Origin of the sequence: Rhizobium sp. BIGb0125 (assembly GCF_024810055.1) — a bacterium.
Lineage (GTDB): Bacteria > Pseudomonadota > Alphaproteobacteria > Rhizobiales > Rhizobiaceae > Agrobacterium.
Window position 1 is genome coordinate 445208 of sequence record NZ_JANUDV010000003.1, and the last position, 19758, is coordinate 464965.

The 19758-nt window shown below is 55.0% G+C and carries 24 protein-coding genes; 15 read left to right on the forward strand and 9 right to left on the reverse strand.

The features are described from left to right. The first annotated feature begins 85 nt into the window (after nucleotides 1-85). Entirely contained in the window at nucleotides 86-226 is a 141-nt protein-coding gene (locus M2418_RS10390) for a hypothetical protein (protein WP_192491646.1), read from the forward strand. Between the two features lie 374 nt (nucleotides 227-600). Here the strand turns inward: M2418_RS10390 and M2418_RS10395 are convergent, their stop codons facing one another. The 3 genes from M2418_RS10395 to M2418_RS10405 all read right to left on the reverse strand — a co-directional run bounded on the left by M2418_RS10395 (nucleotide 601) and on the right by M2418_RS10405 (nucleotide 1478). After that, nucleotides 601-825, reverse strand: coding sequence for a hypothetical protein (locus M2418_RS10395; protein ID WP_250985941.1), 225 nt, complete (start codon nucleotides 823-825; stop codon nucleotides 601-603). Between the two features lie 177 nt (nucleotides 826-1002). Then, the gene (locus tag M2418_RS10400) at nucleotides 1003-1194 is read right to left on the reverse strand and encodes a hypothetical protein (protein ID WP_192491648.1); all 192 of its coding nucleotides are present in this window, start codon (nucleotides 1192-1194) and stop codon (nucleotides 1003-1005) included. 2 nt (nucleotides 1195-1196) lie between these two features. Continuing rightward, a complete protein-coding gene (locus tag M2418_RS10405) occupies nucleotides 1197-1478 on the reverse strand; it encodes a hypothetical protein (protein ID WP_259146340.1) in 282 nt (93 codons plus the stop codon). Between the two features lie 951 nt (nucleotides 1479-2429). Between M2418_RS10405 and M2418_RS10410 the strand changes: the two genes are divergently transcribed. Further along, nucleotides 2430-3263 (forward strand): undecaprenyl-diphosphate phosphatase, encoded by an 834-nt coding sequence (locus M2418_RS10410; protein WP_259146342.1) that lies wholly within the window; start codon nucleotides 2430-2432, stop codon nucleotides 3261-3263. A 67-nt stretch (nucleotides 3264-3330) separates the two neighbouring features. Here M2418_RS10410 and M2418_RS10415 read toward each other — a convergent pair whose 3' ends face one another. Further along, a complete protein-coding gene (locus M2418_RS10415) occupies nucleotides 3331-4038 on the reverse strand; it encodes a hypothetical protein (protein WP_259146343.1) in 708 nt (235 codons plus the stop codon). 368 nt (nucleotides 4039-4406) lie between these two features. Here M2418_RS10415 and M2418_RS10420 point away from each other — a divergent pair, with 368 nt between their 5' ends. The 3 genes from M2418_RS10420 to M2418_RS10430 all read left to right on the forward strand — a co-directional run bounded on the left by M2418_RS10420 (nucleotide 4407) and on the right by M2418_RS10430 (nucleotide 7452). Beyond that, nucleotides 4407-4757 (forward strand): hypothetical protein, encoded by a 351-nt coding sequence (locus tag M2418_RS10420; protein ID WP_259146345.1) that lies wholly within the window; start codon nucleotides 4407-4409, stop codon nucleotides 4755-4757. Between the two features lie 491 nt (nucleotides 4758-5248). Further along, nucleotides 5249-6415, forward strand: coding sequence for a calcium:proton antiporter (locus M2418_RS10425; protein ID WP_259146346.1), 1167 nt, complete (start codon nucleotides 5249-5251; stop codon nucleotides 6413-6415). 290 nt (nucleotides 6416-6705) lie between these two features. Further along, nucleotides 6706-7452, forward strand: coding sequence for a F0F1 ATP synthase subunit A (locus M2418_RS10430; protein WP_259146347.1), 747 nt, complete (start codon nucleotides 6706-6708; stop codon nucleotides 7450-7452). Nucleotides 7453-7498: 46 nt separating this feature from the next. Here the strand turns inward: M2418_RS10430 and M2418_RS10435 are convergent, their stop codons facing one another. Continuing rightward, nucleotides 7499-8077, reverse strand: a complete 579-nt coding sequence (locus M2418_RS10435; RefSeq protein ID WP_259146349.1) for a GNAT family N-acetyltransferase — start codon at nucleotides 8075-8077, stop codon at nucleotides 7499-7501. Between the two features lie 502 nt (nucleotides 8078-8579). Here M2418_RS10435 and M2418_RS10440 point away from each other — a divergent pair. The 6 genes from M2418_RS10440 (at nucleotide 8580) to M2418_RS10465 (ending at nucleotide 12495) form a co-directional block, all read left to right on the forward strand. Next, entirely contained in the window at nucleotides 8580-8807 is a 228-nt protein-coding gene (locus M2418_RS10440) for a hypothetical protein (RefSeq protein ID WP_259146351.1), read from the forward strand. Nucleotides 8808-8858: 51 nt separating this feature from the next. Further along, nucleotides 8859-9302 (forward strand): acetyltransferase, encoded by a 444-nt coding sequence (locus tag M2418_RS10445; RefSeq protein ID WP_259146352.1) that lies wholly within the window; start codon nucleotides 8859-8861, stop codon nucleotides 9300-9302. Between the two features lie 294 nt (nucleotides 9303-9596). Next, nucleotides 9597-10190, forward strand: coding sequence for a terminase small subunit (locus tag M2418_RS10450; protein ID WP_259146353.1), 594 nt, complete (start codon nucleotides 9597-9599; stop codon nucleotides 10188-10190). A gap of 46 nt (nucleotides 10191-10236) precedes the next feature. Continuing rightward, complete coding sequence (locus M2418_RS10455; protein WP_259146354.1) at nucleotides 10237-10410, forward strand: hypothetical protein; 174 nt, start codon at nucleotides 10237-10239, stop codon at nucleotides 10408-10410. Further along, nucleotides 10400-11920 (forward strand): terminase, encoded by a 1521-nt coding sequence (locus tag M2418_RS10460; protein WP_259146355.1) that lies wholly within the window; start codon nucleotides 10400-10402, stop codon nucleotides 11918-11920. The genes M2418_RS10455 and M2418_RS10460 overlap by 11 nt, the downstream gene beginning before the upstream one ends. A gap of 197 nt (nucleotides 11921-12117) precedes the next feature. After that, nucleotides 12118-12495, forward strand: coding sequence for a hypothetical protein (locus tag M2418_RS10465; RefSeq protein WP_259146356.1), 378 nt, complete (start codon nucleotides 12118-12120; stop codon nucleotides 12493-12495). A 191-nt stretch (nucleotides 12496-12686) separates the two neighbouring features. Here M2418_RS10465 and M2418_RS10470 read toward each other — a convergent pair whose 3' ends face one another. The 4 genes from M2418_RS10470 to M2418_RS10485 form a co-directional block, all read right to left on the reverse strand. Then, nucleotides 12687-13475 carry a GIY-YIG nuclease family protein gene (locus M2418_RS10470; RefSeq protein ID WP_259146357.1) on the reverse strand — a complete coding sequence of 263 codons (789 nt, stop codon included), beginning with the start codon at nucleotides 13473-13475 and terminating at the stop codon, nucleotides 12687-12689. A gap of 248 nt (nucleotides 13476-13723) precedes the next feature. Then, nucleotides 13724-14266 (reverse strand): cysteine hydrolase family protein, encoded by a 543-nt coding sequence (locus M2418_RS10475; RefSeq protein WP_259146359.1) that lies wholly within the window; start codon nucleotides 14264-14266, stop codon nucleotides 13724-13726. A gap of 823 nt (nucleotides 14267-15089) precedes the next feature. Next, complete coding sequence (locus M2418_RS10480) at nucleotides 15090-15983, reverse strand: GGDEF domain-containing protein (protein WP_259146360.1); 894 nt, start codon at nucleotides 15981-15983, stop codon at nucleotides 15090-15092. A gap of 219 nt (nucleotides 15984-16202) precedes the next feature. Further along, nucleotides 16203-16769, reverse strand: a complete 567-nt coding sequence (locus tag M2418_RS10485) for a TetR/AcrR family transcriptional regulator (RefSeq protein WP_259146361.1) — start codon at nucleotides 16767-16769, stop codon at nucleotides 16203-16205. A 75-nt stretch (nucleotides 16770-16844) separates the two neighbouring features. Between M2418_RS10485 and M2418_RS10490 the strand changes: the two genes are divergently transcribed. From M2418_RS10490 to M2418_RS10505, 4 genes are all read left to right on the forward strand, one after another. Next, entirely contained in the window at nucleotides 16845-18047 is a 1203-nt protein-coding gene (locus tag M2418_RS10490) for an MFS transporter (RefSeq protein WP_259146362.1), read from the forward strand. A gap of 10 nt (nucleotides 18048-18057) precedes the next feature. Then, nucleotides 18058-18645, forward strand: coding sequence for a sugar O-acetyltransferase (locus tag M2418_RS10495; RefSeq protein ID WP_259146363.1), 588 nt, complete (start codon nucleotides 18058-18060; stop codon nucleotides 18643-18645). Nucleotides 18646-18686: 41 nt separating this feature from the next. Next, the gene (locus M2418_RS10500) at nucleotides 18687-18893 is read left to right on the forward strand and encodes a hypothetical protein (RefSeq protein ID WP_259146364.1); all 207 of its coding nucleotides are present in this window, start codon (nucleotides 18687-18689) and stop codon (nucleotides 18891-18893) included. Between the two features lie 441 nt (nucleotides 18894-19334). Then, nucleotides 19335-19736, forward strand: a complete 402-nt coding sequence (locus M2418_RS10505; RefSeq protein WP_259146365.1) for a hypothetical protein — start codon at nucleotides 19335-19337, stop codon at nucleotides 19734-19736. Nucleotides 19737-19758 lie beyond the last annotated feature (22 nt).

Sequence of the window (19758 nt, forward strand, 5' to 3'; positions counted from 1 at the left end):
GCAACGAAGGCTTCGGAGGCGCATTTCGAGTGGGCGCTATCCTTGCGGATAGACAATTCCAAGCAACAGAATGGAAGTACTCGAAATGTCTGACGGTTCTTGGGTAGAATTGTTTCCTTACATCTTCTTCCCGTTCAAGATCATAGTGCTCGGCATCGGCATGTTTTATGCCATCAAGTGGCACCGCGATCAGGCTAAAAAGGATGAGGCAACCAAGGGACACTGAGCGTCAACTGGCGTCCGCTTGCTTCAAGCCCACATGAGGTTAGAAGCGTAAGGACCCGCTCCCAGGCCGCCACGACTAAATGTAGGGGCGATTTGCGTAGCAGAGTGTTGAGGACAACCTCGCCTCGTGCACCGGGTCCACACAATTTTGCCGAAAGCCTGTAGGCAGGAAACTCTCCCCCAACTCGACACCCCATCCCCCACGAGGATGGGCGGCTGTGGAGTTTTGACAGCCCAAACTGCGGAAAGAGATTGGCGGCGCAACCCGCATGACAGAACAACGCCGCCTGGATTAATCCAAGGCGGCATTGCATTGCCGTTGCTATCCCTCGCAAGCCGCGTCACGTAGGATTAGCCACTGATAAATCGAATGGTTTAGTTCTCTGTTCGCAATTCGTCTTTGGCGATTTCATGCAGGCGTTCGAATAAAGCGGTTTCGATATCAGGTTGAACGAAGAGCGCCGGATCAAGTGCGGCCGCCTCCAAAGTTCGGTCGGCAATCTTTCGCTTCTTCCACCTATTTGACGTATATAGGGATGCTCTATCGTAAAGAGCCTGTCGCACTTCAAAACGACTATCCTTGCGCGACGAAGGGTCCATGATGCTCCTCCATTATTCGCTGCTAAAGGATTATTTTAGCCAGAACTAAATAGGCTGTCGACTCATAAGTCAGCGTATTGTCGTGCTTGAACGAGCCACCCCAACATCATCTGATCGCAAATAAACAAAGCCGCCTGGAGTGATCCAAGGCGGCCTTTTGTTATCGCAATCCGTTCCTCACAAATCAGCGAACAACTTGTCAGCGGTATCTTCGCCGTTGCGATAGCGCTGCAAAATCAAACTGCAATGTGGCAGCAATTCTTCCGCGTTTCGGTCGTTTTTTTCGCACCACACAAGAAAAAGGTCGATTAGCAGTTCAAGTTCACCGGCCTCCACCTGCGCGGCGTGGCGTACAGGGTTATTTTGCACTGCTACCCCTCCCGTTGCCAAAGCTGATGTCCAATCGGACCGGGCTGGAACATGCTTTTGCTTATTTTTAGCTCCACAACGGCGGTCTCGTGCAGTAACCGTGCGAGCGCTATGTCGATGGAATCATCCTGCAAGATGGAGGGATCGCTCGTCGCCTTGAAAATTGTCTTTTCAACTATGCGCTGACGCATTTCCATGGACGATGTATAGAGCGCCACCCTCTTGGTGAGGAAGGGGCGTAGGTGAAACTGGACTACTGGATTTTCAATGGAGGGGATGGTCATGTGCCTCTCTCCGGTCCGGTAGGCTAGAGCACAGATCAACCCTCAGTCGTCAGCGCCTACGTGTTCGGTTGCTGACGATGGGCGATAATACGCCCTATTCTGCGGAGAGTCTAACAACCATTGCGGCCCGGTTACGAACCGCCGCCCCATCATCAAAGGTAGAGGCAGGGCAGAACCCCTCACCTGAAAAATCTATCACTTAGCAAGCTAAGGTGATGATTTTTCTTCCTCTCCCACAGGGGTAGAGGAAAGGGCGCGAGTGGCAGCCACATACTCCCCCTCATCTCTGTGCTCGTCACAGAGATCCAGGCCCAGCCCAAGTCATTGGGCTGAAAAGACTCCTTCGCCGCGCAAACGCGCGTCGACTGGATTCCTGTGACAGGCACAGGAATGAGGGTCGGTTGGCGCAATATTTGAGCAAGACGAGCATCGATAAGGTGACTTACCCCTCACCTGAAAAATCTATGACTTAGCGTTGCTAAGACCATGATTTTTCTTCCTCTCCCACAAGGGTAGAGGTAAGGGCGCGAGTGGCAACCCGACCACCCTCATTCCCGCGCTTGTTGCGGGAATCCAGGCCAGCCCAAGTCTTGGGGATGGGAGAAGGTCGTGCCGTCACGCAGACGCGCGACGACGGCTGGATGCCTGTGACATCCCCTGTAAGCGGAACATCATCAAAGCTCCCTCAGAAGGGAACATCGGCTATGCAATAACGGCTTGGATTTTACTCTTCCTGTGTCTGGCCCAGTCGATCTTCAGGTCTTATAAGATGCAATCTCCATGTCCGGGCTGTGCTTCGCACAGACACTGCACGGATGCGGTTTATTGCAAGCCTGCGGACATATTCTCAACAATCCAAACGATATGACTGATCGCCGTTTCCAATGCTTCGCTTTACGAAATTGAAAATGGCACCGTTTTTTTCTTGAGCAAATTTTGAAAGGTTATTTGATGAGTGTGAGTTGGACCGATGCTGCTATTCTTGGTCTGCTGCAGGGACTGACGGAATTTCTTCCGGTTTCCTCCAGTGCGCATCTCAGGATTGCCGGTGAGTTTCTGCCATCAGGGGCAGATCCCGGCGCTGCCTTTACGGCAATTACCCAGATTGGTACCGAAGCAGCAGTCATCGTGTATTTCTGGAAGGATATCATGAACATTGCGACTGCCTGGCTTCGTCAGGTGTTTCGCATGGGCGCTTATGATGAAGACAATGCCCGGATGGGCTGGCTGGTGATTGTCGGTTCCCTGCCGATCGTCATCCTTGGCCTGCTTTTCAAGGACAACATCGAGCATGGCTTGCGCAATCTCTATATTACCGCTGCCATGCTGATCATATTCGGCATAGCCTTGGGCGTGGCAGACCGCATCGGTCGCAAAACCCGCACCCTTCGTTCGCTTGGATGGAAAGACGGCATCATATTCGGTTTTGCGCAGGCCATGGCGCTTATTCCGGGTGTGTCGCGTTCTGGCGGCACGATTACCGCCGGTCTGCTGATGGGCTATACGCGCGAAGCTGCGGCCCGATATTCCTTCCTTCTCGCAATTCCGGCGGTGTTCGGCTCCGGTTTCTACCAACTGTTCAAGACGATGGGAGAGGAGACACCCGTTGCAGCAGGACCAACGGCGCTTGCAACCTTGCTGGCGTTTCTGCTTGGTTATGCCGTCATCGTGGTGTTTTTGAAACTTGTGTCGACCAAGAGCTACATGCCCTTCGTCATCTACCGCATCGTGGTGGGCGCTCTCGTCATTCTGGGCCTGACGGCCGGCTGGTTGATGCCTCTGTAACCCCCACACGTCTGAGCGTTTTACGGAGCCCATCCGGGTTCCGTAAAACCTTACCGTACGTGGCGTGTCACCACGTATCAAAATCGTCGAAAAACGCCTGCAGCTGGCGGTTTACTCTCGGCCAGACGGCCAGCACATAGGGCAGCACCACCACATATTGGTAGGCCAGAACCAGAAAACCCGACAGGACAAAGCCGCCAATCACCGCCAGCAGAATGCTGCTGGACACGCCGTAAAGGCCAAGCGCAACCAGCGCCAGCGCAACAACATACGACTTGTTGGTCAGGAACACCTGCGGTTTGAATATGCCAAGCATGGAACACACGCGCTGCAAACCATTGCGGTCATAGGTGAAATGCTGGCTGATATTATGGTTCTGGGCGGCGACCGTATAACCATCTCCCTTCAGCCGGTAGAGGCTGATGACGCTCATCATATCGTCTTCACCAACGCTGACGGCAAATGGCAGCTTGAACAGCTTTTCCTTGCCATCTTCAAAGCGCAAACGCACTTCGCTGGTTTCCCATTGTTCGCTTTGAACCGTGGAATAAACGTGGTTGTCGCCGTTGGCCATGTAGTTGTTGTGGTGTTTTGTATAGATCTGGCTGTGCTGCTTGACGCGGGAGCCGACAACCCGGCCGGAGATACGCTCCGCGTTAAATTCCACGCCATTGATGAAAACACGCTTTTCTTCGTCGCGTGGCATGACAATGCCATCACGATAGGTCGGCGTTGGTTGTGTAGTTTGAATTTCAGGCGCGAGAACTGCGGACATTGATTTAGCTACCCCTCTAATGTTGACAGTTTCGGATGCTCCCAAACGAAACAGTCCAGCCGAGGCCATTTACTCAGCCACAAAGGTTAGCGTTTTGAAAATCGCGCAGGGGGAAAACCCCTGTTCCGGCGTTTGAGTGTGCCAAAGTGATTTTTAGCGTTAAAAAACAATGGCTTTATTGCTCACAAATGAATGGGTTATGGGGCAAATGCGGGAGGCTGCAGGTCATGCAAAGATGCGAACAAGCGCTCTACGGCAGGTGCTCCGATTAACTCAACACACTATAGATACGTGTATAACACGCGGAGGTGATGACGCCTGGAAGGCTCACAAGGCTCTGCACACAAATTGACGGACGGAAAAAGCCAGTGATCAAGATCAGCGAAACAGAAGAACAGCGCCTCGCCGATATCCTTTCAGCAGCGAAGACTGGCGACTGGGATCGATTTGCGTGCCTCACCGATTGCCCCTTCTCGAATACCGAGGCGATGAAGGAACAATTTGAAGACTCTTCGAGACTCATAAGAGATATGAACAACAGGCTTCATACCAACACGGAAACCAAAAACGTTAAAGACGGCAGCCGCATAATCTTGACGAGAATCGCCATGGATATGCCAGCTGAAAATCCAATTCTCTTGACACTTCACAGCACATCGAAACACGCGGATAGTGTAATCAGTATCTGGACCTTCTTTCAAGAAGTCAGCTTCGATTGAAGCGCGCCTCCGTCGACTGTCGGCTTCTGAGTGGAAATGGTTCTTTCCGTCACGCAGACGCGTGACGACTGGATTCCTGTGACAGGCACAGGAATGAGGGCTGGGTGTTGCGACTGTTTCGGCAAGAAACGCGATCTTACAATCTGTATCGACGTCATCCTCGCCCTTGAGGCGAGGATCCAATCACGCCAGCCATATCCGTTTCGTCTGCGGAGATGTGGTTAGATCCTCGGGTCAGGCCCGAGGACGACGGCGGGTCTGGGTGATGCACAACAGAACCCCTCACCTGAAAAATCTATCACTTAGCAAGCTCAAGGTGATGACTTTTCTTCTTCTCCCACAAGGGTAGAGGTAAAGGCAGGATGCCCAAAGCTGGACCTCAACACCCCAATGTGCTAGGTGAACGCCAGCAACAGCGTTGTTGCTCCCTCCGGGACGGCCCGGATGCGGCATTGTGTGATCGGGGACGGCCCCAAAAGAGGTCGCATGACATGCCACGTATCCCCTCCCTTTCCCGGTTCACCCTGACCAAAGGCGTTTTGCCCAAGCTGATCATTGCATGGGCGGTTGTTGCGGCGTTTCAGCTGCAGTTCCACGCGCTGCTTGGCCCTGACATGTCCACCACGGTTGCCATCATCAGTTTTGCCGTGCTGTTTGCCACGATTTTGATGGCGGCATTTGGCGTGGTGCATGAGGCCGATGAACTGGCCCACCAACTGGGCGAGCCCTATGGCACGCTGATCCTGACGCTGTCGATCGTCTCCATTGAGGTGATTTTGATTGCCGCCGTGATGATGGGACCGGGCGAAAGCCCGACAATCGGCCGCGATTCCATTTTTGCCGTGATGATGATCATCATGAACCTGGTCACCGGCATCTGCCTGCTGGCAGGCGCAATGCGCTATGGCGAACAGGAATATAATGCGCCGGGCGCGATAACCTTCATCAGCATGATCCTGGTTTTGGCCGGCATTGCGCTGCTGCTGCCCAATGTGATTGGCGCGCGTGACGGCACCTTTACCAATGCGCAGGCCATCATGATCAGCCTGCTGACGGTGGCCGGTTACGGCGGTTTTCTGGCGCTACAAATGGGCCGTTATCGCAGCGATTACATGCAGCCGGAGGCCGGGCAGATGTCCATTCTTTTGGCGCAGGCACCACGCAGGTCAACGGGTGGTGACGACGCCAATTCCGCCGCCAATACCCGCAAAAACCTTGGCCATGCGGTAAAGCTGGTGGCGCTGATGTTGCCCATCGTTTTGTTGGCGCATGACCTCGCCATCATCATCGATTACGGCGTGGTGAAAGCCGGCGCGCCGGTGGCGGTTGGTGGTGTGCTGATTGCCATTATCGTGTTTACGCCGGAATCGATCACCGCCGTCAAAGCGGCGCTGAACAATGAAACGCAACGTGCGATTAACCTCTGCCTCGGTGCCTTTGTTTCCACCGTCGGGCTGACGGTGCCGGCCGTGCTGACGGTGGGTCTGTTGACTGGAAAGACGGTCATCCTGGGCATTTCCGCCGTGGAAACCGTGCTGTTTGCGCTGACGATTGGCCTGACGGCACTGACCTATCTTGGCCACCGCACCTCTGCCACGCAAGGGCTGCTGCACATGCTGCTGTTTGCGGTGTTTGGGCTGATGTTGTTTACCGCGTGAGGCCATGAACGCTGCCTTACGTAAGCGCAGGTTACGTTAGGGCATCAGGGGCAAATGGCCGTTGCAATCTGCCCCTTCTGCGGTTAAGACACCAGCGCGCGGGACGACCCGTGCCATTGAAACGTTCCGGGGACGGCCCCTTTTTCCAACATGGAAACTGGCCGCCCGCATGAGCATTTTCACCCCTTTTATTCAAATCATTGGTCCGCAGTGTGCGCGCGCCCGGCAGTGCTGTGGCGCTGGCGAATTGCGCGTGTGCCCTGCCATGGCCGCAGCACAGAGGAAGCCCCGTGGCCGGACCTGTTGAACAATTTGAAATCAAAAAAATCGTCGAGATCAGCCTTGGTGGCGTGGACATCAGCTTCACCAATGCCTCGGCCTCAATGTTTCTGACGGTTGCGCTTGCCACCGGTTTTCTGCTGCTGGCCACCGGCCGCAGGCAGCTGGTGCCCAGCCGCTGGCAATCGAGCGCGGAAATGGTGTTTGAGTTTGTGTCGCGTACGTTAAAGGACAATGTTGGCAAACAGGGAATGCACTTTTTCCCCTTCGTTTTCACGCTGTTCATGTTCATTCTGACCGCCAATCTGCTCGGCATGTTTCCCTATGCCTTTACGGTGACGGCGCAGATCATCGTCACCTTTGGGCTGGCCGCCATGGTTTTTCTAACCGTCACACTTTACGGCTTTTACAAACACGGATTTGGCTTTCTGAAACTGTTCAAGCCGGAGGGCGTGCCTGCCGTGCTGGCGCCCATTATCATTCCGATTGAGCTGATTTCTTATCTGTCACGCCCGGTCAGCCACTCGGTGCGTCTGTTCGCTGTCATGCTGGCTGGCCACATAACGCTGAAGGTGTTTGCCGGTTTTGTGGTGTCACTGGGCAGTTTTGGGGCGCTGGGTGTGGTTGGCGCCATCATGCCGCTGATGATGACCGTGGCGATTACCGCGCTGGAGTTTTTGATGGCGGTTATTCAGGCCTATGTGTTCACCATGCTGACCTGCATGTATCTGAACGACGCGCTGCACCCCGGCCACTGAGGCGGGGTTTGTTGATGCCCGGCGGGGTGCAAGCTACGCCGGGTTTTCAGGCTGGCGGAAGTGGTTTGTCGAAATCGACCGATGTGTCGGTGCGACCATTGGCGGGGTAAGAAAACCGGCCAAATTCCCGGTAATTGCAGCGCTGCCAGAAGCGCAAAGTCGCGTCCGCCAGTGCATCGGCGTGCAGATAAGAGGTGGCGTAATCCAGCTGCGCGGCGCGCTGTTCCAGCAGGGCCACGATGCGGGTGCCAAGCCCCTGCCCGCGCAGCTGCGGCCGCAGATAGACCCGCACCAATTGGCAGACCTCGTCGTGGTTTTGGTAGCGTTCACCCAGCCGTTTGGCCGTGCCTGGTTTACGTGAAAATGCGTGCAGGCCGCCGGTGGCAATCAGCCGGTTTTGAGCATCATACACCACGCAGAACGCGCCACGATTTGCCGCGCTATACCAGTTTTCTTCCGCCGGTTTCACGAGGGAATCCAGATCGGCGTGCCATACGGGGTTATAATCAATCGCGTAGGTATCGCGGATCATCTCAAGACAAAACTCTCGTGCCGCGGTGTACACTGCGCGGTCTTCGCTGCCATCAAGGGTTTTTAGTGTCAGGCTGGAAAGATCGGTTGGCATGGCAGGCTCCGGCGGTTTGCCCTGCTTTACTGCGGGTTGTGAGGTGGGGCAAGGATTTGTGGTGGGGTGGCGAGCGCTGGTGGTGAAGTACATAACCCCTCACCTGAAAAATCTATGACTTAGCGTCGCTAAGACCATGATTTTTCTTCCTCTCCCACAGGGGTAGAGGTAGGGGGGCGAGTGGCGCGGCCTCGCTTCACCAGCACTGTTTGCCATATGTCTCAATGGGAGCTGACTTGCTGGAGTGGCACGGCGCCCACCCATCTCTCCCCTTGTGGGAGAGAAAGCGATTTCAACATCTTGGGGCGAACGGCCGCAAGTGTTAGAAATCGCAAGTGAGGGGTTTTTCCGAGGCCTCATCATCACCAGCCCCCAAAGAGAAGACAGGTTGCACAACTCAAAAACACAACTTATTTTTCAAACAACTCTTTAAACCACAAAACGCACCACTACCTGCATAGTATCAGGCGTGCCGACGGCGCGCTGTCACCACAGGTTTAAGATGGACCAGAAGAAGCCGGGTATCTTCGAACGTATCGAAACCTTTCTCCACACATGCTGGTGCATCTTCATCATCCCCAGCTCCACACTTGCCGGCGCCTATATGGGCTTGCATACGCATGGCATTGGCGGGGCTATCGGTCTTGGCCTTGCCGGTCTTATTGTCGGGACGTTTTTAGCATGGGTGCCATCGATAGCGTGGCATATCATCGAGGCTCTTGGGCACTAAGGCGTAGGCCGTCATCTTTACCCGCCGCCTAAGCCTCAGTATTGAGAGGGTATGATTCACTTTCGCCTCTCAACTAAAGACGACCTGCCGCGCATCATGGATATCTGGCGCCGTGCCGTTGATGCCACGCATGATTTTCTCGCACCTGACGATCGCGATGCAATCCAAGCGGAACTGGTTACATTTTTCCCGCAGATCAGCCTGCTACTGGCCGTTCATGACAATGATACCCCGCTGGGTTTCATGTTCCTGCATGACGGCCATATGGAGGCGCTGTTCATTGACCCGGATCAGCACGGCAAAGGCATTGGCAAAGCGCTGATCCAGCGTGCCGTAGCCGAGCATCCGGCCTTGACGACCGACGTTAACGAGCAGAACCACAAGGCGCTTGGCTTTTATGAACATCAGGGTTTTGAGCGCACCGGCCGCTCCACCCATGACGGCCAAGGCCGACCCTACCCGCTTATCCACCTGCGTTACAAAGCAGCGGTTTGAGGGTTTTGGGTTGGCAAGCCCAACCCCTCACCTGAAAAATCTATCACTTAGCAAGCTAAGGTGATGATTTTTCTTCCTCTCCCACAAGGGTAGAGGTAGGGGGCGCAAGCGGCGCGGCGCCCACCCATCTCTCCCCTTGTGGGAGAGAAAGCGATTTCAACATCTTGGGGCAACGTACCCAAGTGTTAGAAATCGCAAGTGAGGGGTTTTGCAACCAGCACAACACAGGACCACCATTCACACCGACAACCATCTGCCCGCTAATACTGCCGCCCAAAAGAGGCGTGCGACCCGATGGAAAATGTGACGGCTGATCAGGCCGGTTTTGCCGAACATGATGGTGATGACCGCGAGACACTGTCGGCATCGATATTCTCCGATGATGAGAAGGCCGACATTTTCGGCGCGGATGCCTTCAGCGCAGACGCTGCCACAAGTGGCTTGCCAGCAGAAGCGGAAACAGTCGCAACGGAGGTGGTCGTGCCGGATATAGGGGTGGACGCTAAACCCGTAATCGCCGCACCCCAGCCAGCCGTTGATGCCGACTGGGTGCTGGCGCGGCTGGCCGAGCAGGCTGAGGCAGACATAGCCGACCTCTATGATGACAATGGCGATCTTTTGCCCGTCAAGGACTGGCCGGCGGTGTGGCGCACCGGGCTGGTGTCCGACGTGGAAATTACCGCGGTTTATGAAGGCCGTGGCGATGAGCGCAAGCTGGTTGGCCATGTGAAAAAACTGAAGCTGGTGGACCGCACCCGCCGCCTGGAAATGATTGGCAAACATGTGCGCGTTAACGCGTTTCAGGATGTGGTGAAACATCGTGGCCTGAAATCACTGGCCGACCGGCTGGAGCGGGCCCGCAAGCGTGATGCCGAGGCGAAACCATGACCGGTTTGTGCGCCATCACTATCCCGCTTTTTCCAAGGTAAAACCCATGCTGTTTTACCGCTTATCACCAGTTGGAGATAAATTGCGCACCGCTGTAAAAACCATATTAAAACAGTATTTTACCACCGTAAAACTTGCCCTAATCAAGCAACCATTGGCTGGCATTTCCGCGCATTTCCCGCCCATATCCCCAGCAGGAGACACTTATCATGACGGATGATATGGACCCGGGCGTTGACCCCGATGATGAGATCATCACGCTGGCTGCCGCCTGCCAGTTCAACCCCAAACGCTGGAGCCGTTTGGCCTGGGACTGGGGCGTGGGAGAGCTGCAGGGGTATGACGGGCCGCGTGGCTGGCAGGACGATATCAACGAGGTTATTTCCCGTCATTTGCAGGACCCGCAAAGCCGTTATCAGCCGCTGCAAATAGCGGTGGCGTCGGGCCACGGCATTGGCAAATCTGCCGCCATGGGCATGTTGTCCAACTGGGCAATGTCGTGTTTTGAAGACTGCAAGATTGTGACGACAGCCAATACCGAGGGGCAGTTGCGCACCAAAACCGCGCCGGAAATTGGCAAGTGGTTTCGCATGTCGATTACCGCCCACTGGTTTGATGTACAGGCCATGGCGATTAAAAGCCGCGACCCGGAGCGTGGCGAAAGCTGGCGGCAGGATTTCATTTCCTGGAGTGAAAACAACACGGAAGCCTTTGCCGGCCTGCACAACAAGGGCAAGATCATTCTGCTGCTGTTTGATGAGGCCTCAAAAATCCACGACAAGGTGTGGGAGGTGGCCGAGGGCGCGCTGACCGATGAAAACACCATCATCATCTGGGTGGTATTTGGCAACCCGACGCGCAACAGCGGTCGTTTTCGCGAATGTTTTCGCCGGTTTCGGCATCGCTGGATTGGACGGCAGATTGACAGCCGCACGGTGCCCGGCACCAACAAGCAGTTTTTGCAGCGCATGGTCGATGACCATGGCGAAGACAGCGATTATGTGAAGGTGCGCGTGCGCGGGCAGTTTCCATCGCAATCGGCCATGCAGTTCATTTCCGCTGATGATCTGGACCGGGCGCGCACCACGCATCTGCGGCCGGCGCAATATGCCTTTGCGCCCGTGATCATTGGCGTGGACCCCTCCTGGACGGGTGAAGACCCGACTGTCATCATGCTGCGGCAAGGGCTTTATTCCAAACGGCTGGCCACCATTCCGCGCAACGACAATGATGTGGAGGTGGCCATGCTGGTGGCGCGGTTTGAGGATGAATATCAGGCCGATGCGGTGTTTGTGGATGCCGGTTATGGCACCGGCATTGTCAGTGCTGGCACCACCATGGGCCGCAACTGGCAGCTGGTGTGGTTCGGCTCAACCAAGACAATCGACCCCGGTTATTACAACATCCGCGCCTATATCTGGGGCCAGATGAAACGCTGGATCAAGGCTGGCGGGGCAATCGATCCGCACAATGAAACGCTTTACCAAGACCTTGTCGGACCGGAAACCGTGGCGCGCATGGACGGCAAGATCCAGCTGGAAAGCAAACAGGACATGAAGGCGCGCGGCATTCCATCGCCCAATGAGGGCGACGCGCTGGCGCTGACCTTTACCCAGCCGGTGGCCAAGAAAACACGCAGCCCCAAACCGGTGATGCTGCCGGATGGCACGATTGTGTATGACAAGGCCGTTGCCCGCGCGCAGATGGACTATGATCCGTTGGGTGGGTGAAAGTGTGTGATTTCGAATGGGAGCGAATGGCTTTTTGGCCGTCCGACGCATCAAGCGTTGTGTGTATACCTGACTCTTCTCAGTGTTCAACTGTGGGTGACGTGTAGTATCGAGTTACCGCTTGCAGGTTTCATTCATGTGTCGCATTCTGTTCGCTTGAGACTTAAAGGTAATTCTGCGGTGAAAGGCGCTTACTAATGTTTTTCCAGAGTAACGAAAGCCGAAAGACCATCATCGCCCAGCTTGAAAAACAGGGCGTTTCTCAAGTGAAAACCCTTATTGCTGCTGGCAAGTGGCCCGATAACTTCATGCCAGCTACTTTGGACTGGTTGAAATCCAAAGAGGACGAAGCCACATCCTTTCAGAGTACGTCCCATTTGGAAATGGCATCCACAGCTTCACGCGCGGCGACCGCGGCAGAACGTGCAGCAACAGCAGCGGAGGCGCAAGCAGTTGCAGCGGTCGAACAAGCCCAAATTGCGCATAAAGCACTTATAACTGCGAGAATTGCTGCTGCTATTGGCGCAATAGCTCTCATTTCGTCAATCATCCCATATCTCCTGCGAACGCTATAAGGCAAGCTAGAGTGGTCCAACAGTCGGCACGTCATGACTGTAAGTGTCACAGGATCCAGTCGAAGCGCGTTTGCTAGGCGGTAAGTTTTTTCAGCCCAAAGACTTGGCTGGACTGTCTTCCTGTGACAGGCACAGGAATGAGGAGCGGTTGGGATTAATGTTGGAGCCAGACAATGAAATCTGTGCCGCTTTTACTCAGCCGCATCTGGCACCGGTGGCAACGTTCTGTTTTGCCACTGATCATATGTTTCCCCGGTCCCCCGGACACGCCATGCCGTACGGCCGTTAGCAGCCCGTCCATATATGACTGCTGCAGCAGCGCTCGGGCTGGCGAAAGTCACATCTTCTTTGAATACCCAGCGCCCCGCTTCATCGGTACCGATTTTACCTTGATGCTCAATGGCTGCCCGCAAGTTTCTATAGTGATGACTTTCAGTACCTTCCCATGCGGAGCGACATGATGAGCCTTGCTGAACCGTAAACTCCCCATCAATTTCTTGCGCGGAGGCGGTCAAACCGATGCGTTCGCTGGTAAGCTCGAACACTGGAGACAATGGAGGTTGAATTGCTGTTGTGGCTGGCTTGGGCAGGTCCCGTTTGATGGTGGGTACTTCGCGCAGGAAAGCGAAATCGAGCAACGGCAGAATAATGCGCAGTTGCGCAACAAAGTACTCCATATCTGCCCGGTCGGCCTCCGGAAGGTTTGATGGCTCGGGCGCAGTATCATTGGTGATACTGACCATACCGGACGCCTTGGCCACCGAGATCAACCGGCTTTCCAGATATTTTATGTGGCCACTGGTCAGATTGTGGTCCTTACTGGTGACCAGACAGGTCTTTTCCCAGAACGACTTTCTTTCATCCTTGTTGTGCTGCGTCAGACGTCTGCCAACATTCTCACTTTGACCGATGTAGACGACGTTTTGACCGTCATTGTCAGGATCGACACCCAACAGGAAATACACGCCAGCCTTACCCATCTCGTCCCGTGCCAGCAGTGAGGCTAGTTTAGAGCGCGGCGCAGTAATAATGTGTCCAGTCCAGTTTATGATCTCCGCCGTGAGAATACCCTGAGGATTGCCTTCAACGAGGTGTATGCGGACGGATTTGCCAAAATTCTCGGACATTTAACGCTCTGCCATGGTCGAAACGATTATTGGCAGCAGACTTAACCCACTGATTGTAAAATTATCGTAACAAAACCATAAATTTAGCATCGAGTTTCCCCTCACCCAGCCAGCAAGGTTTCCGCATCCACGAAACGGGCGAAGTCGGCTTCCAGATGGGCCATGGTTACGTCAAAAATGGTTTGGGCGGAGAGGTTCGCCGATGGCAGATCGAAGCCGAGCACAGCGTCGCGTACCACGGTCATGTTGAAACCAAGGTCAGCGCCGGCGCGCACGGTGGAATTGACGCAGAAACCGGCGACTGCGCCTGTTACCACCAAATCTTCGATGCCATTGCTGCGCAGGTATTCGGCCAGATCCGTTGAGGCAAAACCGGACGAGGTGTTTTTGACGAAGATAGGCTCGCCGTCCACCTCTTTCCCGCATGGCATGGGCTGGTAGCCCGGGGCACCTGGGTTAAATGGCGAGGCCGGATTACTCTCGGCGTGGCGAATGTGCAGGACCGGCAGGTTCTTGGCACGAAATGTGGTCGCCAGCGCGGTTATCTTCTCCGGCGCTTCACCGTTTACATGGTCGCGCCCGGCATCGATACGCTGCTGCATGTCCATCTGCATATCGATAATAATGAGCGCCGTTTTTGCCATGTCTCTGCCCTTGCCCCATAAGTGATGTTGGCGCGTAGCTTTGAGAAAAACCGGATAGATTCTCAAGTGTTTTTGTTGTGTGAGTGATATTGCATGGCAAAACCCCTCACCTGAAAAATCTATCACTTAGCAGGCTAAGATGATGATTTTTCTTCCTCTCCCACAGGGGTAGAGGTAAGGGCGCGAGTGGCGCTGCCTCACCTCATCAAACACGTTTGCAATGTGTCCCAATGGGTACCACGACCTCCCTCTTCTCTGTGCTTGTCACAGAGATCCAGTCATCCCCCGTCTTGGGGGGCGAGTCCTTTCGCCACGCAGACGCGTGACGGCTGGATTCCTGTAACGAATACAGGAATGAAGGGTGGTTGGGGCAGCGTTGGGGCCAGACGGTAGAATGGATAGATACCGTGTAAGTACAGGAACCCCTCACCTGAAAAATCTATCACTTAGCAAGCTAAGATGATGATTTTTCTTCCTCTCCCACAAGGGTAGAGGTAAGGCGCGAGTTGCGCTGCCTCACCTCATCAAACACGTTTACTATGTGTCCCAATGGGTGCCACGACCTCCCTCTTCTCTGTGCCTGTCACAGGCATCCAGTCGTCGCGCGTCTGCGCGGCGGGAAAAGTCTATTCAGCCCAAGGACTTGGGCTGGCCTGGATTCCTGTGACAGGGACAGGAATGAGGAGCGTTTGGAGGTGACGTCGACGTCAAACAATGAAAGGTGTGAGCCAAACGCCCGCCCAAAAAACAATCGCTTACAGCGCAGACACCCGGTTGCGGCCGACGCGTTTGGAAAGGCAGCCCACACCCAAGCAAACCGTGCTTACAGCGCAGACACCCGGTTGCGGCCGGCGCGTTTGGAAAGATACAGCCCCTCGTCCGCCCGTTTGAGGATTTCGCTGGACAGCCGGTCCGGCAGGCCGAATTCGCTGACACCGCCGCTGATGGTGGATTCGTAGCGCAGGTTCTGGCGGAAGGTGATTGGCACGTTCTTGCGCAGCTGTTCGGCAATTTCCAGTGCGTCCGGCTTGCGGGTGCCGGGCATGACGACGACGAATTCGTCGCCACCGAAACGGGCAATCATGTCGCTTTGGCGCAGGTTCTGGCGACACAGGCGGGCAATTTCCACCAGCGCCGCATCACCGGCATGGTGGCCCATTTCGTCATTGAGGCGTTTGAAATTATCAAGGTCGAACACCAGCACCGAGGTTTGGTCGCGTTCCCGCTCGAAAATGGCCAGACGGTCATCCAGCGTTTCAATAAGCTTGCGGCGGTTATAAAGGCCGGTCAGTGCATCGGTTTCGCTGAGCAGGCGCAGCTTGCACTGCACCTCGTTTTTTTCGGTAATGTTGCTGGCCACCCAGACAACGGCGTCTTCACCATCAACCGGAAAACCCAGGGCCTGAACGCGGCCTTCAAAACTGATGGCGTAATCAGGGCCATCGCCGCTGCCCTTCACGTCGCTGCCGCACAGCTGATATTCGACAATATGCAACACGCGACTGCGCAGTGCCTTTGCCACTTCGTCTGCAAACCACTGGGCTTTTTCCTGTTTCAGCACGTCAAACATGCTCATGCCGACAAGACCACTGCCATCATGGTAATGGCGAACGTCCTTGCCGCCGAACACTGCGGCGTAACGACCACTGCGCGTCAGAATAAACGCCGGGTCTGGCAATGAAGACAGGATGGAAGCCAACTGCTGCTGCGTAAACAAAGAATTTCGTTCCCACGTTACCTGACGACACGGCCGCCACCGAAACACCCGTATGTGCTAATCTGCACACGGCGTGTATTGGACTGCGAACCAGCCTTCCGATTGATCGAAATTAACACAACACTATTTCGTTTTTCTAAATAACCGTTTACGACCCAACAAAATAACCTTGAAACAACCTGTTTTCGGCGTGCTGGCAGCCAAATATTCTCGCGCTGGTTAGGTCGACAGACGCTCGACAATCAGCCGTATATGCTGCTGATCCAACATCTTAGGGTTCATGGCGTTGTGAATGGTGATTCCCTCAATCATCGCGTCCAGCGCATTGGCTTGCTGCACGGTGAAATGCAGCTGTAGCGCCCGGCGGCTGGCGGCCATCCAGTCCAGCATGACGGTTTTCAAAAGTGGGCGGCGCGAGGCATAGGCATAAAGCTCGAAGCTGAGAATAAGGTCCATGGTGCGCACCGGCCCGTCGTCACACAGATAATCTACCAGCGCGGTCCGCGCCGCAGCCTGGTCTGGCGCAGCCACCATGATCTGCGTGAGATGGTCCGACACCTGAACGGACAGCTGGCGAAACGCCGCGGCAATAATGTCATCCAGCCCTGAGAAATAATAGGTGAGTGAACCCAGCGGCAGACCGGCCGTTTCGGCAATGCGCCGATGGGTGGTATCGGCCACGCCAACACGGCCGATTGTTTCCAGCGCCGCTGTTATGATTTTTTCCCGCCTTTCCGGGTCATTGGCAGGCCGGCGGCTTTTGGCTGGGGCTTTTTCTCGGGTCATGTCCAATCTCGAATTCTTGACTTTGTGTACGCACGTACATATACGCATGGTCTCGTTCACGGACCAAGAGCTATCATGCCATCGCTTAACCAAAGACGTTTCGCACTTTTTGTTTTTTTCTTCATTCCCGGCGTTGCCATGGCTTCGTGGGTCACGCGCACCCCTGCCATTCGCGACCGGATTGATGTTTCGATTGCTGAAATGGGTCTGGTTCTGCTTGGTCTGTCTATCGGGTCGATGAGCGGCATTTTGATGTCTGCTTTTGCCGTTGGCCGGTTTGGCACCCGCGCCGTCATGCTGGCCGGCACCTGGCTGGTGGCCAGCAGTGTGGCCTTCATGGCGCTTGGCACCATAACCGCACAGCCGATTGTCGTTTCTGTCGGGCTGGCCTGTTTTGGGCTGGGCATGGGCTTGGCCGAAATTGCCGTCAATATTGATGGCGCGATGGTGGAGCGGGAATCCGGCCGGGCGGTGATGCACACGCTGCACGGCTGTTTCAGCCTTGGCACGGTGCTGGGCGCACTGGTGGGCTTGGGCGCCAATGCGCTGGCCGTGCCTGTCGAGGTTCATCTGGCAACCATTGCCATTTTCATCGTGCCGGCCATTGTCTATTTCATACGCCATATTCCCGCAGGCACCGCCAAGACCGACAAAAACCAGACGGTGGAAACGAAAGGCGCACCGAAGGACGATTACTGGCGTGACCCGCGCCTGCTGGCTATTGCGCTGATCGTGCTGGCGGTGGCACTGGCGGAAGGTGCGGCCAATGACTGGTTGCCAATCCTGATGGTGGATGAACATGGCTTTTCCAAAACGGCCGGTTCCTTGGTGTTTCTGGTGTTTGCATCGGCCATGACCTTTGGCCGGTTTGCCGGTGGTTATTTCCTGCACCGGTTTGGCCGCTCTGCGGTTATCCGTACCAGCGCGGTGTTTGGTGCGCTGGGTCTGGCGTGCGTGATTTTTGCCGACCATCCGATCCTGGCCGGTGCTTCCGTGCTGCTGTGGGGCCTTGGCGCATCGCTTGGTTTTCCGGTGGCCATTTCTGCGGCCGGTGACTCCGGCGCCAATTCCGCAGAACGGGTGAAAATCGTCACCATTGGCGGTTATGTCGCATTTCTGGTTGGCCCGCCGCTGCTGGGACTGCTGGGCGAAAACTTTGGCCTGCGCAATGCCATGCTGGTAGTGCTGGCGCTGTTGCTGTGCGCCATTCTGGCAGCACCTGCGGTGCGCCCGCGCAAGCTGGCCACAACAGATGAAGCCGTGTCTCATTCTGCATAAGGAACAGCCGATGACCGAAATGGAAAAAGCACTGGCCGGTTTGCTGTATGATGCCAACAATGATGCCGGGCTGATTGAACAGCGCCACGCCGCCAAGGATGCACTGTTTGAATTTAACAGCACGCCGCCGCGCCAGTTGGAAAAGCGCCGCGAGATCCTGCGCAAGCTGCTGGGCAGAACCGCAGGGGCATTTCACATCGAAGCGCCGTTCAACTGCGATTACGGTTACAACATCGAGATTGGCGAAAACTTCTACGCCAATGTCAATCTGTGCATTCTAGACTGCGCCAAGGTGACCATTGGCAACAACGTGTTTGTGGCACCCAATGTGCATATTTGCTGCGCCGGCCACCCGCTGGATATTGAGCGACGCAACAAGGGACTGGAATATGCCTACCCAGTGACGATCGAGGACGATGTTTGGATTGGCGCTGGCGCACAAATTCTGCCTGGCGTGACCATTGGTCGTGGCAGCGTGATTGCCGCTGGCGCCATCGTTATCCGCGATGTGCCGCCCATGTCACTGGTTGGCGGCAACCCGGCCCGCATTATCAGGACCATCACCGAGGCCGATGTCGCCAAATACCGCGAAGCGTGATGTGAGCGAAACCACACCGATAAAACAGTCCGGAACCGCCATTGGAAATGACGGCAAGTGCGCTGATGTTTTCCCATTACCGGCTGTTTAGAGCGCTGGCCGGAGAGGCGCTTATGGTAGCAGCTGCGACGACTGTGCTGATCAATGGCTGTTTTCTGCATGCGCTGATGCCGGCAACGGCACTGTGCCTGTTGCTGGCCGCGCTGCTGCGCAGGCAAACGAGCGTGCAACAGCTTGATAAGCGCTGATGTGCTGGCCGCAGCGCCACTTTTCCGCAGTATACCTGGCTTAACTTGAGAAAAGTTGCTGTATTTAGCTTGAAAATGACAGCAACGCGGTCGATGCTCATAACAACCACAAGTAATAAAAATATACTTCAAATATTTTCAACTATTGGCTGATGTTGAGACCAAAAAAAAACCTCGACCAGATGAATGGCCGAGGTTCCAAGCCTGCTGAAATGCTATCCCTCAAAACATCTCACAATATATAAAACAACTTTACCAGATAGTTTATGACAAAGACAATAGCTGTTTATTGGTATAATTAACGCGAATTCGAAACAAAACGAAACTTTCATACAATACATCGTTATTACCCCTTTCGCGTTAACCCAAAATTGAAAGCCAGTTTGACGAGGTGATTGCAAATCTCTAGGCACATACACTCGGTATAGTAGTGAGTGGTGTATGAGTGACTTTGCTGAGCGTTTAACAGCAGCATTTAATCAGGGAAAGACTATTCCCCGTGAGTATGACCCTGCAGAAGCGCCCAGCAAGCGCGCCAACTGCCATGAGGCCGCAGCAGATTATGTGCGCCGGAACGGTGGCACGGTTATCCATGGATGGGTGCCGAAGGGCGCGGGTTATTACACCAAACATTGCATCGTAGAGCACAATGACCGGATGATTGAGGTGGCATGGCCAGAGCAAGCCGCCTTTCCCTTTGTCCGCCACGATCTGTTTCCCGACGACTGGAATGAGCAAGGCATTTTCGTGACGGACTTTACAGCCTGGTCCAAGGGCGCACACGAGCAACCGACGGCCGAGAAACCCCGCAAGTTTGGTCTGTTACGTATGCTGATCGGGTAACCGCCGCCCATCTTAACGGTGT

Bases quoted from the DNA above. Each gene is read 5' to 3' on its own strand.
- M2418_RS10390 (WP_192491646.1), top strand. From the start codon at position 86: ATGTCTGACGGTTCTTGGGTAGAATTGTTTCCTTACATCTTCTTCCCG.
- M2418_RS10395 (WP_250985941.1), bottom strand. From the start codon at position 825: ATGGACCCTTCGTCGCGCAAGGATAGTCGTTTTGAAGTGCGACAGGCT.
- M2418_RS10405 (WP_259146340.1), bottom strand. From the start codon at position 1,478: ATGACCATCCCCTCCATTGAAAATCCAGTAGTCCAGTTTCACCTACGC.
- M2418_RS10410 (WP_259146342.1), top strand. From the start codon at position 2,430: ATGAGTGTGAGTTGGACCGATGCTGCTATTCTTGGTCTGCTGCAGGGA.
- M2418_RS10415 (WP_259146343.1), bottom strand. From the start codon at position 4,038: ATGTCCGCAGTTCTCGCGCCTGAAATTCAAACTACACAACCAACGCCG.
- M2418_RS10425 (WP_259146346.1), top strand. From the start codon at position 5,249: ATGCCACGTATCCCCTCCCTTTCCCGGTTCACCCTGACCAAAGGCGTT.
- M2418_RS10435 (WP_259146349.1), bottom strand. From the start codon at position 8,077: ATGCCAACCGATCTTTCCAGCCTGACACTAAAAACCCTTGATGGCAGC.
- M2418_RS10440 (WP_259146351.1), top strand. From the start codon at position 8,580: ATGGACCAGAAGAAGCCGGGTATCTTCGAACGTATCGAAACCTTTCTC.
- M2418_RS10445 (WP_259146352.1), top strand. From the start codon at position 8,859: ATGATTCACTTTCGCCTCTCAACTAAAGACGACCTGCCGCGCATCATG.
- M2418_RS10450 (WP_259146353.1), top strand. From the start codon at position 9,597: ATGGAAAATGTGACGGCTGATCAGGCCGGTTTTGCCGAACATGATGGT.
- M2418_RS10455 (WP_259146354.1), top strand. From the start codon at position 10,237: ATGCTGTTTTACCGCTTATCACCAGTTGGAGATAAATTGCGCACCGCT.
- M2418_RS10460 (WP_259146355.1), top strand. From the start codon at position 10,400: ATGACGGATGATATGGACCCGGGCGTTGACCCCGATGATGAGATCATC.
- M2418_RS10465 (WP_259146356.1), top strand. From the start codon at position 12,118: ATGTTTTTCCAGAGTAACGAAAGCCGAAAGACCATCATCGCCCAGCTT.
- M2418_RS10470 (WP_259146357.1), bottom strand. From the start codon at position 13,475: ATGGGTAAGGCTGGCGTGTATTTCCTGTTGGGTGTCGATCCTGACAAT.
- M2418_RS10475 (WP_259146359.1), bottom strand. From the start codon at position 14,266: ATGGCAAAAACGGCGCTCATTATTATCGATATGCAGATGGACATGCAG.
- M2418_RS10485 (WP_259146361.1), bottom strand. From the start codon at position 16,769: ATGACCCGAGAAAAAGCCCCAGCCAAAAGCCGCCGGCCTGCCAATGAC.
- M2418_RS10490 (WP_259146362.1), top strand. From the start codon at position 16,845: ATGCCATCGCTTAACCAAAGACGTTTCGCACTTTTTGTTTTTTTCTTC.
- M2418_RS10495 (WP_259146363.1), top strand. From the start codon at position 18,058: ATGACCGAAATGGAAAAAGCACTGGCCGGTTTGCTGTATGATGCCAAC.
- M2418_RS10505 (WP_259146365.1), top strand. From the start codon at position 19,335: ATGAGTGACTTTGCTGAGCGTTTAACAGCAGCATTTAATCAGGGAAAG.